General features: G+C 73.1%; 14 protein-coding genes. 1 reads left to right on the top strand and 13 read right to left on the bottom strand.

The window, feature by feature from the left end; genetic code table 11:
• Nucleotides 1-17: 17 nt before the first annotated feature.
• Nucleotides 18-1,040, bottom strand: a complete 1,023-nt coding sequence (locus tag ACEZDE_RS27840; protein ID WP_380541629.1) for a LacI family DNA-binding transcriptional regulator — start codon at nt 1,038-1,040, stop codon at nt 18-20.
• 105 nt (nt 1,041-1,145) lie between these two features.
• Between ACEZDE_RS27840 and ACEZDE_RS27835 the strand changes: the two genes are divergently transcribed.
• Nucleotides 1,146-2,231, top strand: a complete 1,086-nt coding sequence (locus ACEZDE_RS27835; protein WP_380541626.1) for an aldose epimerase family protein — start codon at nt 1,146-1,148, stop codon at nt 2,229-2,231.
• Here the strand turns inward: ACEZDE_RS27835 and ACEZDE_RS27830 are convergent.
• From ACEZDE_RS27830 to ACEZDE_RS27775, 12 genes are all read right to left on the bottom strand, one after another.
• The gene (locus ACEZDE_RS27830) at nt 2,221-3,513 is read right to left on the bottom strand and encodes a protein kinase domain-containing protein (protein ID WP_380541623.1); all 1,293 of its coding nucleotides are present in this window, start codon (nt 3,511-3,513) and stop codon (nt 2,221-2,223) included. The genes ACEZDE_RS27835 and ACEZDE_RS27830 overlap by 11 nt on opposite strands.
• Nucleotides 3,514-3,605: 92 nt before the next feature.
• Nucleotides 3,606-4,106 carry a GNAT family N-acetyltransferase gene (locus tag ACEZDE_RS27825; protein ID WP_380541620.1) on the bottom strand — a complete coding sequence of 167 codons (501 nt, stop codon included), beginning with the start codon at nt 4,104-4,106 and terminating at the stop codon, nt 3,606-3,608.
• Nucleotides 4,107-4,160: 54 nt separating this feature from the next.
• Nucleotides 4,161-5,048, bottom strand: a complete 888-nt coding sequence (gene mutM, locus ACEZDE_RS27820; protein ID WP_380541617.1) for a bifunctional DNA-formamidopyrimidine glycosylase/DNA-(apurinic or apyrimidinic site) lyase — start codon at nt 5,046-5,048, stop codon at nt 4,161-4,163.
• Nucleotides 5,049-5,056: 8 nt separating this feature from the next.
• Nucleotides 5,057-5,896, bottom strand: coding sequence for a ribonuclease III (gene rnc, locus ACEZDE_RS27815; RefSeq protein WP_380541784.1), 840 nt, complete (start codon nt 5,894-5,896; stop codon nt 5,057-5,059).
• Nucleotides 5,897-5,915: 19 nt separating this feature from the next.
• Complete coding sequence (rpmF, locus tag ACEZDE_RS27810) at nt 5,916-6,089, bottom strand: 50S ribosomal protein L32 (protein WP_380541614.1); 174 nt, start codon at nt 6,087-6,089, stop codon at nt 5,916-5,918.
• Nucleotides 6,090-6,091: 2 nt separating this feature from the next.
• Nucleotides 6,092-6,649 (bottom strand): YceD family protein, encoded by a 558-nt coding sequence (locus ACEZDE_RS27805; RefSeq protein WP_380541611.1) that lies wholly within the window; start codon nt 6,647-6,649, stop codon nt 6,092-6,094.
• A gap of 232 nt (nt 6,650-6,881) precedes the next feature.
• Nucleotides 6,882-7,982, bottom strand: coding sequence for a DivIVA domain-containing protein (locus tag ACEZDE_RS27800; RefSeq protein ID WP_380541608.1), 1,101 nt, complete (start codon nt 7,980-7,982; stop codon nt 6,882-6,884).
• 67 nt (nt 7,983-8,049) lie between these two features.
• The gene (gene coaD, locus ACEZDE_RS27795; RefSeq protein WP_380541781.1) at nt 8,050-8,532 is read right to left on the bottom strand and encodes a pantetheine-phosphate adenylyltransferase; all 483 of its coding nucleotides are present in this window, start codon (nt 8,530-8,532) and stop codon (nt 8,050-8,052) included.
• 30 nt (nt 8,533-8,562) lie between these two features.
• Nucleotides 8,563-9,147, bottom strand: coding sequence for a 16S rRNA (guanine(966)-N(2))-methyltransferase RsmD (gene rsmD, locus ACEZDE_RS27790; RefSeq protein ID WP_380541605.1), 585 nt, complete (start codon nt 9,145-9,147; stop codon nt 8,563-8,565).
• A 101-nt stretch (nt 9,148-9,248) separates the two neighbouring features.
• Nucleotides 9,249-9,764, bottom strand: coding sequence for a hypothetical protein (locus ACEZDE_RS27785; RefSeq protein ID WP_380541601.1), 516 nt, complete (start codon nt 9,762-9,764; stop codon nt 9,249-9,251).
• Nucleotides 9,765-9,894: 130 nt separating this feature from the next.
• The gene (gene recG / locus ACEZDE_RS27780; protein ID WP_380541598.1) at nt 9,895-12,117 is read right to left on the bottom strand and encodes an ATP-dependent DNA helicase RecG; all 2,223 of its coding nucleotides are present in this window, start codon (nt 12,115-12,117) and stop codon (nt 9,895-9,897) included.
• A gap of 46 nt (nt 12,118-12,163) precedes the next feature.
• Nucleotides 12,164-13,807: a DAK2 domain-containing protein gene (locus ACEZDE_RS27775; protein ID WP_380541596.1), complete on the bottom strand. Its 1,644-nt coding sequence runs from the start codon at nt 13,805-13,807 to the stop codon at nt 12,164-12,166.
• Between the last annotated feature and the right edge of the window lie 208 nt (nt 13,808-14,015).

Below are 14,015 nucleotides of genomic sequence, written 5' to 3'. Positions count from 1 at the left end.
GCGGGGGCCCGCAGGCGTCAGCGACGGCGGCTGCTCTCCCTGACCACCAGCCGGAAGCCCGGGGTGATCATGCGGCTGGGCTCGGTGTAGCCGTTGGCGATCCGGTCCAGCAGGGCCGCCACCGCCGCCTCGGCGATCTTCGTCTTGTCCGGCGCCACCGTGGACAGCGAGGGGATCGCGTACTCCGCCTCCTCCACGTCGTCGAAGCCGACCAGGGCGATGTCGCCGGGGACGCTCAGCCCGGCCTCGTGCGCGGCCCGCATGGCGCCCAGCGCCATCAGGTCGTTGAAGCAGAACACCGCGTCCGGGCGCTCCGGCAGCTTCAGCAGCCTGCGCATCGCCGCCGCCCCGTCCGGGCGGAAGTAGGAGCGCACCGGCGGGAACAGCGCCTGCTCGACCGGCAGTCCGGCCCGCTCCAGGGCCTGGGTGTAGCCGAGCAGCCGCTGCTGGGCGGTGGCCCGGGGCTTGGGGTCCTGCCAGCCGATTGCGCCGATCCGGCGGTAGCCCTCGTCGATCAGGTGCTGGGTCGCGGCGCGGGCGGCGGCGACGTTGTCGATGTGCACCCGGTCGGCGACCGGGCCGAAGTCGGCCTCGCCCAGCAGCACCAGCGGGATCGGCCGTTCCCTGGCCACCAGTTCGGCCTGGTCCAGGCCCAGCGGGCTGAGGATCACCCCGTCGATCATCGGGTCGCCGAGGCCCGAGGCGATCCGCAGCTCGGCGCCCGGGTCGCCGGCGGTGTCGTCCATCAGCACGGTGCAGCCGTGCCGCCGGGCCGCCGCGATCACCTCGACCGCCAGCTCGGCGAAGTACGGCGAGGGCAGTTCGGGGAAGGCCAGCGCGATCACCCCGCTGCGCCCGGTGCGCAGCCGACGGGCCATCACATTCGGGTGGTAGCCCAGGGTGTCGATGGCCTGCTGGACCCGGGCCCGGGTGTCCTCGGCGACGTGCACCGAGCCGTTGACCACGTTGGAGACGGTCTTCACCGACACCCCGGCGGCCTCGGCCACGTCCTTCAGCCGGGGTGCGGCCGATCCCCCCATTCGTCCGACCATTGAGTCGACCTTCCGTCCCGTTCAGGCTCTGAGGCCACGGCGGCATCAGCTGCTGCGTTACAACGTTAGAATATCGGATCAGGAGTCCTGCCCGTGCTCTCTCCCGCCCAGTCCTCCAGCCCCGTCCGCGACGACTACGGCACACTCCCCGACGGCTCCCAGGTCCACCGGTGGACCTTCACGGACGGCGCCGGGATCACCGCCTCCGTCCTCACCCAGGGCGCGATCCTGCAGGCGCTGCACGTGCCCGATCCGTCCGGCCGGACCGCCAACGTCGCCCTGGGACATCGGGACCTGGCCGGATACCTCGGTCGGGCACCCTACTTCGGCGCGACCATCGGCCGCTACGGGAACCGGATCGCCGACGGCAGGTTCCGGCTGGACGGCCGCACCCACCAGGTCCCGCTGAGCGACCAGCCCCGGCCCAACGCGCTGCACGGCGGCACGGCCGGATTCGACACCCGCCGGTGGACCGCGGAGCCGGTCGACGGCGGGGTCGAGCTGACCCTGCTCAGCCCGGACGGCGACCAGGGCTTCCCCGGCACGCTGCGGGCGACCGTCCGCTACACCCTGGAGGTCGGACGGCTGCGGATCGACTACCGGGCCGAGACCGACGCCCCGACCGTGGTCAACCTGACCAACCACTCCTACCTCAACCTGGGCGGCGAGGGATCGGGCAGCGCCCTCGACCACGAACTGGCCCTGGCCGCCGCCGCCTACCTGCCGGTGGACGCCGACCTGCGCCCGCTCGGCGGCGGCCCGGCCCCGGTGGCCGGCACCCCGTTCGACTTCACCGCCCCGCGGCAGCTCGGCGAGCAGCTGGCCGGACCGCTGGGCGCCGCCGACGAGCAGCTGCGGATCACCGGCGGCTACGACCACTGCTGGGCCCTGGACGGCGGCCGGACCAGCAACCCGCGCCGGGTCGCGGTCCTACGGCACCCGGCCTCGGGGCGGGTGCTGACCCTCTCCACCACCGAACCCGGCATCCAGGTCTACACCGGCAACGCCCTGGACGGCGGCTTCACCGGCCCGTCCGGACGCCCGTACGGGCCGCACGCGGGGATCGCGCTGGAGACCCAGCACTTCCCCGACTCCCCCAACCGCCCCGACTACCCCTCGACGGTGCTGCGCCCCGGCGAGGAGTACCGCTCCACCACGGTCCTCGACTTCAGGGGCTGAGCCGCAGGGTGATCCTGGTGCCCGGGGTGACGCTGGATCCCGCGGCCGGGGACTGGCCGCAGACGTGGTGGGCCGACGCGGTGCCGGCGGCGGGACAGCCGCCGGTGCTGACGCCGCCGACCCGGAGCCCGGAGGCGCGGGCGCTCAGCCGGGCTTCCAGCAGGGTCTTGCCGGTGAGGTTCGGAGCCGAGCCGGGGTGGTGGTGCAGCGCCGGGGCGACGGCCAGGACCACGGCCGCTGCCAGCACCGCGGCCCCGGCGGTGGCCGCCGTCACCGCCCGTCGGCGCTTGCGGCGGCTCGGCGCGGGGGTGGGGGCCGGTACGGGAGCCGAGGCTGTGACGGGAGCCGGGGCCGGTGCGGGACTGCCGGGGCGGACCGGAAACGGGCGGCGGGGTGCGGTTCGGAGCTGGACCGGCTCGGGTCCGGACACCTGGCCCGCCGGGCCGAGGGCGCGGGCCGTCTCGTCCAGGGCGGCGCGCATCTGCGGGGCGCTCTGGAAGCGCTGGTCCCGGTCCACGGCCAGGGCCAGGGCCAACAGCCGGTCGAACTCCCGGTTCAGCGCGGGTGCGTGGACCGAGGGCGGTTCGGGCGCGGACTCCAGTCGCGCCCAGGCCACCTGCATCGGCGTGTCACCGGTGAACGGCGGTCGCCCGGTGAGGAGTTCGTAGAGCAGGCAGCCGACGGAGTAGAGGTCGGAGCGGGCGTCCACGGTCTGGCCCCTGGCCTGTTCCGGCGAGAGGTAGTGCACCGAGCCGATGACCATCGCGGTCTGGGTCAGCGTGCTCCCGTCCGCGGCGAGCGGGCGGGCGATGCCGAAGTCCATGATCTTGGTCCGGCCTTCGTGGGTGAGCATCACATTCGCGGGTTTGATGTCGCGGTGGACGATCCCGTGGGTGTGGGCGTAGCCGAGCGCGTCCAGGATCCTGCCGGTCAGCTCCAGGGCCCGGCGGGCGGGGAGCGGTCGGCCCTGCTCCAGCAGCTCCGCCAGGGTGACCCCCTGGACGTACTCCATCACCAGGTACGGCAGCACCGTGCTCTCGGTGCCGTCCTCGCCGCAGTCGTGGACGCAGACCACGCCGGGGTGGTTCAGCGAGGCTGCCGACAGCGCCTCGCGGCGGAACCTGGCCATGAAGGTCGGATCCGCGGCGAGGTCCGGACGGAGCGTCTTCACCGCGACCAGCCGGTTCAACCGCAGGTCATGGGCCAGGTACACCTCCGCCATGCCGCCGCGCCCGAGCAGCCCGGAGACGGTGTAGCGCCCGTTCAGCACACGGTCCTTCACCAGCCACGGTCCCTTCGTCCTCACAGCAGCTCGCGAGCCGGACGGTAGGGGCAGTTCTTGTGGAATCCCTGTGATCGGACGTCAGATCGGGCCTACTGCCGGGCGGCCAGGTCGCGTTGGTAGCGGGTGCCCGGTTTGCCGCCGAGGGCGGCGGGGGCTGCTGGGCCGACCGGGACGAAGCCGGCTTTGGCCAGCACCCGCTGGGACGCGGCGTTGGCATGGGTGGTGGCTGCCCGCAGGCTGTGCAGGCCGTGCCGGGTCGCCGCCAGTCGGCACAGTTCCTGGACGGTCGCGGTCGCCAGGCCGCGGCCGGACGCGTGCTCGGCGACCCGGTAGCCGAGGTCGGCGGCGCCGTCCGCCAGGTCGTAGAGGTTGAACCGGCCCAGCACCGAGCCGTCCTCGGCGAGCAGCAGGTAGAAGGCGCAGACACCGGCCTCCTGCTCGGCCAGCAACGCCCGGAACCGCTCCGCGAACTGGAGGAAGAACGCGTCGCCGCGGTCGGTGACCGAGGCGGCGAAGTAGCCGCGGTTCGCCAGCTCGAAGGCCAGGACCGCCGGGGCGTGGTCAGCGTCCAGCTGTTTCAGTTCGGGCACCGCCCGACTCTACGCAGCCGGGTGCGCCGAGGTCACCTGGGTTTCCGCCGACGCTCAGCGCGGGCGGGGGAGTTTCTGGCAGCGGGGGCAGAAGTAGCTGGAGCGGTTCATCCACGGGGCGCGGCGCAGCGGGGTGCCGCAGCGGTTGCAGGGTTCGTTCTCGCGGCCGTAGGCGTCCAGCGCTCGGGCGAAGTAGCCGGACTCGCCGTTGACGTTGACGTAGAGGCTGTCGAAGCTGGTGCCGCCGACCGCCAGCGCCGCGCCCATCACCTCGCGGGCCGACGCCAGCAGCAGCGCCGCCTGGGCCCTGGAGAGGGTGTCCGCCGGGCGCTCGTAGTGCAGTCGGGAGCGCCACAGCGCCTCGTCGGCGTAGATGTTGCCGACGCCGCTGATCAGGGTCTGGTCCAGCAGCGCGCGCTTGACCCCGGTGCTGCGGCGGCGCAGCGCGGCCAGGAAGGCGGTGTCGTCGAAGCGCGGGTCCATCGGGTCGCGGGCGATGTGCGCCAGCGACATCGGGGCCGCGTCCGGGTCGCTGGGATCGGCGTCCTCGACCGCGAGGCCGCCGAAGGTGCGCTGGTCGACGAAGCGCAGCTCGGTGTTGGCCAGGTCGCCCGGCGCGGAGTCGGCGCCGGCGAAGCGGATCCGGACCCGGAGGTGGGTCTCGGCCGGGGCGTCCTCCGGCTGGACCAGCAGCTGGCCGCTCATGCCGAGGTGGCCCAGCAGCGAGGTGCCGGTGCCGGGCAGCGGGAGCCACAGGTACTTGCCGCGGCGCTGCGCCGGACCGAGGGTCCGTCCGGCGAGCTGGGCGGCGAAGTCCTCGGACCCGGCCGCGTGCCGCCGCACCGCGCGCGGGTGCAGCACGGTGACGGAACTGACGGTGCGTCCGCTGACCCAGCGGTCAAGACCGCGGCGTACGACCTCGACCTCGGGCAGCTCGGGCACGGATGCCCTCAGCTGCCGGAGGGCTGGTCGTCCGTCGAGGCGGTGGACCCGGCGGAGGCCGGTGCGGCGTCGGACCCGGCCGGTGCGGCCTCGGCCTTGGCGGCGTCGGGCTTGGCGGTCTCGGCCGGGTCGGCCAGGCCGTGCTTCTCCCGGATCGAGTGCCAGGCGTTCTGCGCCGCCTTCTGCTCGGCTTCCTTCTTGGAGCGGCCGGTGCCGGAGCCGTAGTCGTCGCCGGCCACCCGGGCCGCGGCGATGAAGGTCTTCTCGTGGTCCGGGCCGGACTCGGAGACGACGTACTCGGGCACGCCGATGCCGACCGAGGCGGTCAGCTCCTGCAGGCTGGTCTTCCAGTCGAGACCGGCGCCGAGGTTGGAGGACTCCTCGATCAGCGGGTCGAACAGCCGGTGCACCAGTTCGTCGGCGGCACTGAGGCCCTGGTCCAGGTAGACGGCGCCGATGATCGCCTCAAGGGTGTCGGCGAGGATGGAGGACTTGTCGCGTCCGCCGGTGCCCTCCTCGCCGCGCCCGAGGCTGATGAAGGCGCCGAGTTCGAGGCCGCGCGCCACCTGGGCGAGGGCGCGCGAATTGACCACCGCGGCGCGCAGCTTCGCCAGCTGCCCCTCCGGGAGGTCGGGGTGGATCCGGTACAGCGTGTCCGTCACCACCAGGCCCAGCACCGAGTCGCCCAGGAACTCCAGACGCTCGTTGGTGGGCAGCCCACCGTTCTCGTACGCGTACGAGCGGTGGGTGAGCGCACGTACCAGAAGGGCCGGCTCGAGTGTGTACCCGAGCCGCCCCTCCAGGACGGCGTACCCGGTGTCGGCGTGTTGCAGCGCAGACGCTGACATCGTGTTGGTCACCAGCCGATCAGACCGCGATGACCTGACGGCGGTTGTACGTGCCGCAGCTCGGGCACGCGAGGTGGCCCAGCTTGGGCTCGTGGCAGCGGTCGCAAGCCACCAGGGCGGGGACCGCAGCCTTCCACTGCGAACGGCGGTGGCGCGTGTTGCTGCGCGACATCTTCCGCTTCGGAACAGCCACGGCTACTTCTCCTGGTTCTCGGCGGCACCCTCACGGGTACCGCTGTCTTCGCTTCCGGCCTCAGATCCGAGTGCCGAGAGTCCCTGCAGAGCCGCCCACCGGGGGTCGACGGCCTCGTGGTGGTGGTCCGGGTCGTCCGTGAGCCGTGCCCCGCATGCGGAGCACAGACCCAGGCAGTCGTCCTGGCACACCGGCTGCAGCGGCAGTGCGAGCACCACCGCGTCACGCAGCACCGGCTCAAGGTCGAACAGGTCGCCCTCGAGCCGGGAAGCTTCTTCGTCCTCGTCGTCGTCGCTCTTGGTGGAGGGACCGAACCGGGTCATGTCGGCCTCGGGATAGTAGTACAGCTCCTGGAAGTCCGCTTCGAGCGACTGCTCGACCGGCTCCAGGCACCGCACGCACTCGCCCTTGAGGTCGGCTTCGACCGTGCCCGTGACGAGCACGCCCTCGACCACCGATTCCAGACGGAGGTCCAGCTCGACAGCGCTTCCCTCGGGGACCCCGATCACCTCGATGCCGAAGCCCTCCGGCGCCGGGAGGGAACGGGAAACCTTGCGCATCGAACCAGGCCGACGTCCCAGCTCGTGTGTGTCAAACACAAGCGGGTCACGGTGGTCGAGGCGGTTCAGGGTTTCCTGCTCTCTACGGCGCGCGTCGTGCGACGGCTGCGATGCGGTCTGGCCGTCGGCGCCGCAGGTACGGAACGTTGCGGGCAGCCGACAATCCCCGACACTGAACAGGCCGGAGAGGTCAGACTACCGGACGCACGGACCGCAGCCCAACTCGCGCACCTTACTGGTGCCCGCCGCCCAGCTCGCGCAGCTTGCTGACGTCGATGAAACCGGTGTCGAAGAAGCTGGTCTCGTCCAGGCCCTGCGGCGGCGCGTGCTGCGGCACCGGCTGCCCGTAGGCGTCGTACTGCTGCGGCACCGGCTGCGGCTGGTAGCCGTAGGGGTCGTACTGCTGCTCCAGCTGCTGCGGCTGGTAGCCGTACGGGTCGAACTGCTGCTGCTGGAGCGGCTGCCCGTAGGCGTCGTACTGCTGCACCGGCTGCGGCGGGTACGGGTAGCCGTTGGCGTCCACCTCGACCGGCTGCCAGTACTGCGGCTGCTCCTCCGGCGGGGCGAACTGCTGGCCCTGCTGCTCCTGGCCCCGCTGCTGCTCCGGCAGCAGTCCGGCCCTGGCCAGCTCGGCGGCCACGGCCGCCTCGCGCTCGGCGCCCTGGTTCACGCCCGAGGCGTGGTCCGCGGCGGCCAGGTAGGCGCCCAGGTCGTCGATCGGGGCCTTGCCGAGCAGCTTGTCCCGGCCCCGGCCGACCGCGTCCAGGGTCTTGCTGAGCGCGGTCTCCAGCGCGGCCAGCTTCACGTCGACGTACTCGTCCACCTCGGGGCTGGGCGAGCGGAACTCGTCCTGGGCGAACTCCTCGCCGTCCTCGCCCTCGACCGGGGCGCCGCCGGCCCTGAGCTTCGCCCGGCCGCGGCCGATCGCGCCCAGCGTCTTGGTGAGCACCACCTCGAAGTTGGCCAGCTTGCTGTCGACGTAGTCGTCGGCCTCGCGGCGCTCCTCCTCGGACTCGGACCTGGCCTCGGCCAGGATCCGGTCCGCCTCGGCCTGCGCGTGCCGGGCCACGTCGGTGCCCGAGATCAGCCGGGCCCGCTCGCCCTGCGCCTCCTGGACGATCCGCTCCGCCTCGCGGCGGGCCCCCTCGACCACCTGGTCGCCCTGCTGCACCGTCTGCTGCGCCTGGGCCAGTTCACCCGGCAGGGCTTCCCTGATCTCCGCGAGCAGGGCGATCAGCTCGGACTTGTTGACCACGATGGATGCCGACATCGGCATCGAGCGGGCGTTCTCGACCGTCGCGGTGATCTCGTCGAGCTTCTGCTGCACGTCCACCTGTAGCTCACGTCTTCCGAGGGGAGGCATTGGACTGGATGCTGCACTCTACTGCCACCCGCCCCGACTAACGGCGTTCGGCGATCCTGGCCACCAGGCGGCGGTGCACCAGATCCGGGACCAGATGGGACACATCGCCCCCGTACGCGGCCACTTCCTTCACCAGCGAGGAGGACAGGAAGCTGTAGGTCGGGCTGGTCGGCACGAACAGCGTCTCCACGCCGGACAGGCCGATGTTCATCTGCGCCATCTGCAGCTCGTAGTCGAAGTCGCTGACCGCGCGCAGGCCCTTGACGATGGCCGGGATGTCGCGCTCCCGGCAGTAGTCGACCAGCAGGCCGTGGTGCGACTCCACCACCACGTTGCCGTAGCGGGCGGAGACCTCCTCGATCATCCGGATCCGCTCCTCGACCGTGAACAGGCCCTGCTTGGACTTGTTGATCAGGACCGCGATGTGGACCACGTCGTAGAGCCGCGAGGCGCGCTCGATGATGTCGAGGTGCCCGTTGGTGATCGGGTCGAAGGAACCCGGGCAGACTGCACGGCGGATGACGCTCTTCTGCTGCTCCACGGACATGCCTCATTCGCTCCCGTCGTCGTTGGCGGCGGCGCGACCGTACCAGAGCGTGGCCTCGCCGTAGCGGCGCTCGCGCAGCGCCGTGAAGCCCTCGGGCCAGGCGAACTCCCCGCCCCTGGTGCTGCGCTCCACGGTGACGACAGCGCCGTCCGCGAGCCAGCCCCCGGCCCGGAGTGTGATCAGGATCTCGCCCAGCTCGGCGTCGCCGAGGACGTACGGCGGGTCGGCGAACAGCATGTCGTAGGGCTGCGCCGGGGCGGCCCCTGCGGCCACCTTCTCGACCTGGCCGGGGCGCACCTCGGCGCCGGGCAGCGCCAGCGTCCTGACGTTCGCCAGGATCGCCTTCACCGCCGCCGGGTCGCCCTCCACCAGCAGCGCCGTGGCCGCGCCGCGGGACAGCGACTCCAGGCCGACCGCGCCGGAGCCGGCGTAGAGGTCGACCACCCGCGCCCCGGCCAACGAGCCGCGCAGCGACTCCCAGGTCGAGAACAGGCCCTCCCTGGCCCGGTCGGAGGTCGGGCGGGTTCCCTCGCCGGGAGGGACGGCCAGGCGGCGGCCACGGGCCGATCCGGCGATGACGCGGGTCATGGGTGCGGTCCTTGCTGGCGCTGGGCCTGGTGGTGAGCACGGTCACCCTCCACGCTAGCCGGAGCCGGGGAGGGCGACCGCACGGGACCGCCGACCGGCGGCTACACCTCGACCGCCGGGCTGGCGCCCAGCAGCGCCGGCGAGGCGTAGCGGGACCAGGACAGGCAGCCGTCGGGCGGGCAGTACTCGGGGCGGCGCGGGTCGTGGCCCAGCTCGCGCAGCTTGGTGCGGACGGAGTCCGGGGTGCGGCCGAAGCGCGCCGCTATCCGGGCCACCGTCTCGTTGTCGTGGAAGCGCCGGACCAGCTCCTCCTCGTGCACCGGCACCCAGGGGGCGCCGTGTCCGGGGTAGAGCTCGCGCAGCACGTCGCGGTCGGGGATGGGCTCGGAGACGTCGGCGACGATGGCCAGGGCCCGCAGCGCGCGGTTGAGCGCGATCCGGAGCGAGGCGACGTCCTCCACCGGCAGCCGGAACTCGCCGGAGGCGATGGGGCGGTCGGGGTGGCCCTCGCGCCAACCGGTGAGGCCGATCACGACCTCGCGGTCGTCGTCACTGGTGAGTTCGATCCGGAAGACCTTGTCGCCGAGCGGAAGTTCGTTGAGGTGACGGAATGCCATACGGGTGCCCCCAGTGCTCGTTGGGACTGAACACCACAAACGTGCTGGTGAAACAGCGTCCTGAACACCTCTATTGTCGCGCGCGGCACTGACAGTTCCGGGGTCTGGGAGGCCCTGCGGAGCAGCGGGTTCAACCTTTTTCCAGATAGTCCGCGCGGTCCGCGGCGAGCAGGCTGCGCAGGGCGCTCAGCAGCCCCGGCTGCCCCTCCAGCGCCGGGTCGGCGGCGACCAGCCGGACCGCCTCCTCCCGGGCGGCGGCGATCACCTCCTCGTCCTCCAGCACCGAGAGCACCCGCAGCGAGGACTTCACCCCGGACTGGGCCTGGCCCAGCACATCGCCCTCGCGACGCTGCTCCAGGTCGATCCGGGACAGCTCGAAGCCGTCCAGGGTGGCGGCCACCGCGTCCAGCCGCTGCCGGGCCGCACTGGCCGCCGGCATCTCGCTGACCAGCAGGCACAGTCCGGGCGCGGAGCCGCGGCCGACCCGGCCGCGGAGCTGGTGCAGCTGGGAGACGCCGAAGCGGTCGGCGTCCATGATCACCATCACGGTGGCGTTGGGCACGTTGACGCCGACCTCGATCACCGTGGTCGCCACCAGCACGTCCAGCTCGCCCGCGGTGAAGCGGCGCATCACGTCGTCCTTGGCGTCCGGCTGCATCCTGCCGTGCAGCACCTCCACCCTCAGGCCGGTGAGCGGTCCCGCGGCCAGCTCGGCGGCGACGTCCAGCACCGCGAGCGGCGGGCGGCGGTCCTCGCCGTCGCCGGACTTCTTCGCGGGCTTCTCGTCCTCGTCGCCGATCCGCGGGCAGACCACGTAGGCCTGGTGGCCCTTGCCGACCTCCTCGCGGATCCGCTCCCAGGCGCGGGCCAGGAAGTTGGGCCGCTCCAGGGCCGGGACGACGTGGGAGGCGATCGGCGAGCGCCCGGCCGGGAGCTGGTCGAGAACCGAGGTCTCCAGGTCGCCGAACACGGTCATCGCGACCGTGCGCGGGATCGGGGTGGCGGTCATCACCAGCAGGTGCGGCGGGCGTTCGGCCTTGGCCCGGAGCGCGTCCCGCTGCTCCACGCCGAAGCGGTGCTGCTCGTCCACCACCACCAGACCGAGGTCGAGGAACTGCACCTTGTCCTCGATCAGGGCGTGCGTCCCGATCACGATCCCGGCGTCGCCGACGGCCAGGTCCAGCAGGGTCTGCCGACGGGCCGGGACCCCCATCGAGCCGGTCAGCAGCGCCACCTTGGTGCCGTGCTCGGACCCGCCGAGCATCCCGCCCTCCCGTCGCCCACCACCACCCTTGCCAGCCTGCGCTTCGCGCAGGCTCCCCCTGTCGGCCAGGTCGCCCATCATCTCCACGATGGACCGGTGGTGCTGCTGCGCCAGCACCTCGGTCGGCGCCAGCATCGCCGCCTGGCCGCCGGTGTCGACCACGGCGAGCATGGCGCGCAGCCCGACCATGGTCTTGCCGGAGCCGACCTCGCCCTGGAGCAGCCGGTGCATCGGGTGCTCCCGGGCCAGGTCGGCGAAGATCTCGGCGGAGACCTGCTGCTGCCCCTCGGTCAGGGTGAACGGCAGCCGGGCGTCGAACGCATCCAGCACCCCGCCCCGGCGCGGCAGCCGGGGCACGGCCGGCTGGGCCGAGTCGGCGGCGCGGCGCTGCGCCAGCGCGACCTGGAGCACGAAGGCCTCGTCCCACTTCAGCCGGGCGGCGGCGTCCTCGCGTTCGGCCCTGGTGCGCGGGCGGTGGATCTGCTGCAGCGCGTCCCGCAGCGGCAGCAGCTTCCTGGCCTCGCGCAGCGGCTCGGGCAGCGGGTCGAGCACCTGCGTCCAGTCCAGGCCGCCGAGCAGGGCGTCCACCGCCTTGGAGAGCTTCCAGGAGGGCATGTTCGCCGAGGCGGGGTAGACCGGGATCAGCCGCCCGGCGAAGTCCGCGGCTGCCCCGGCGTCCTCATCGTCCATCAACTGGTAGTCGGGGTTCGCGAGTTGGCGGACCCGGTTGAACACGCCGACCTTCCCGGCGAACATCCCCTGGCGGCCGGGGCGCAACTCGTGGGCGCGGTGCGCCTGGTTGAAGAAGGCCAGGGTGAGCCGCCCCCGGCCGTCGGTGACCACCACCTGGAGCCGGTTGCCCTTGCGGCCCCGGAACGGGATCACCTCGGTCTTCTCGATCCTGGCCATCACCGTGACGTGCTCGTCCAGCTCCAGCTCGTCCAGGCTGGTCAGCTCGCCGCGCTCGACGTAGCGGCGCGGGTAGTGGTGCAGCAGGTCGCCGTTGGTGTGCAGGCCGAGGCTGTCGCCGAGGACCTTGGCGGTGGTGCCGCCCACCAGCTTCTTCAGGGGTTCGTCGAGCGTGGACATGCTCCCACCTCCTACACCACGCGGCTGACAATCGGGCCCACCGGGCTCATTCGACACCGATCAGCAGCGGCAGCAGCGGCTGCCCGCCCCGGTAGACCAGGGTGTCGACCACCGGGTGGGCCCGGCGCACATGCGCGATCAGCCGGTCGGCGACCTCGTCCGGCACGCCCTCGCCGAGGATCAGGGTGACCATCTCGCCGCCCGCCGCGAGCATCCGGTCCAGCACCACGGCGGCGGTCTCGCCGGTCTCGCCGCCGATCACCGCGACGTCGCCGTCGATCAGCCCGAGCACGTCCCCGGCCTGGCAGACCCCGGCCATGGTCCAGGACTCCCCCTCGGCGACCGCGAGTTCGGCGTGCCGGGTGGCCCCGGCGGCGGAGGTCATCGCGACCACGTCCTCGTCGAAGCGCCGGGCCGGCTCGTGCACCGCGAGCGCGGCCAGGCCCTGCACCGGGGAGCGGGTCGGGATCACCGCGACCCGCACCCCCTCCTTGCGCAGCTGCTCGGCCGCGGCGCCCGCCGCCGCCCGCAGTTCGGCGTCGTTGAGCAGCAGCACCACCTCGCGGGCGTGCGAACGGCGGACCGCGGAGGCGAGTTCGGTGCTGGACGGCGGCCGGTCCGGGTCGGCCAGCAGCACGGTGGCCCCGGCGTCGGTGCACAGCCCGGCCAGGCCGGCGCCGTGCACCACGCTGACCACCCCGCGCGAGCCGTCCGGGGCGTCGGCGTCCGGGTTGGCGGCGGCGGTCGCGGCGGCGGAGGCGAAGTGGGTGATCCTGATCCGGTAGGGCCGTCCGGCCGCGATCCCGGCCTCGACCGCGGCGCCGGGGTCGTCCACGTGCACATGGACGTTCCACAGGCCGTCGCCGCCGACCACCACCAGCGAGTCGCCCAGCTCGGCCAGCCGCCCGCGCAGCGCCGGGAGTTCCCCGTCCTCGGCGTCCAGCAGGTAGATCACCTCGTAGCCGGGTCCGCCCTCGGCGGCGAGGTGCACCTCGGTGTGGGACGGGGTGGGCGCCGCCGCGCGGGTCCCGGCCAGGGCCAGCGGGCCCATCGGGGTGTGCCCGGTGACCGCGTCGGCGAGCGCGCCGAGCACGGTGACCAGGCCGCGGCCCCCGGCGTCGACCACTCCGGCCCGGCCCAGCACCTCGAGCAGCAGCGGGGTTCGGCTGAGTGCGACCCTGGCCGCCTCGTAGGCGGCCTCGGCGGCGGCGCCCAGTGAGAGCCCGGGATCGGCCGCCGCGGCGGCCTCCGCGGCCTCGGCCGCCGCGGCGGCGACGGTGAGCACCGTCCCCTCGACCGGCTTGGCGACCGCCTCGTAGCCGGCGTCGGCGGCCCGGCGCAGGGCGCGGCAGAGCGCGGCGCCGTCCGCGGGCGCGTCCCCGACCGAGGCGGCGATCCCGCGCAGCAGCTGGGCCAGGATCACTCCGGAGTTGCCGCGCGCGCCGAGCAGCGCGCCGTGCGCCATCGCCCGCAGCGCCTGGGCCGGGGTGGGGGGTTCGGCGCCGGGGGCGAACAGCGGGTCGAGCTCCTCGGCGGCGGACTCGACGGTGAGGTAGAGGTTGGTGCCGGTGTCGCCGTCCGGGACCGGGTAGACGTTGAGCGCGTCGATCTCCTCGCGGGCCTGGCCGAGGGCGGCGAGGGAGAGGCGGCACCAGGTGCGCACGGCGGGCGCGTCGAGGGTGTCAAGCACCTGTGCTGTCTCCTTGGGTACGCGGCGTTGCTGCGAGGTGTGCTGGCAGGTTATCCGTAGCGTCCGCGGGGAGAGGATGCGGAGCTATCGGGGTCACCGTGGTAGTTTCGTTGTACGGAGTGAGCCGATGTATGCTGCTCCGGTTGCCCGGATCCCTCCGGGCCGCCCCTCGGTAGCCGTGCACCGCACGGTCCTCGTGCCAGGGGTT

Origin of the sequence: Streptacidiphilus cavernicola (assembly GCF_042510955.1) — a bacterium.
GTDB lineage: Bacteria > Actinomycetota > Actinomycetes > Streptomycetales > Streptomycetaceae > Streptacidiphilus > Streptacidiphilus cavernicola.
This window is presented reverse-complemented; position numbering and strand designations above follow the sequence as displayed.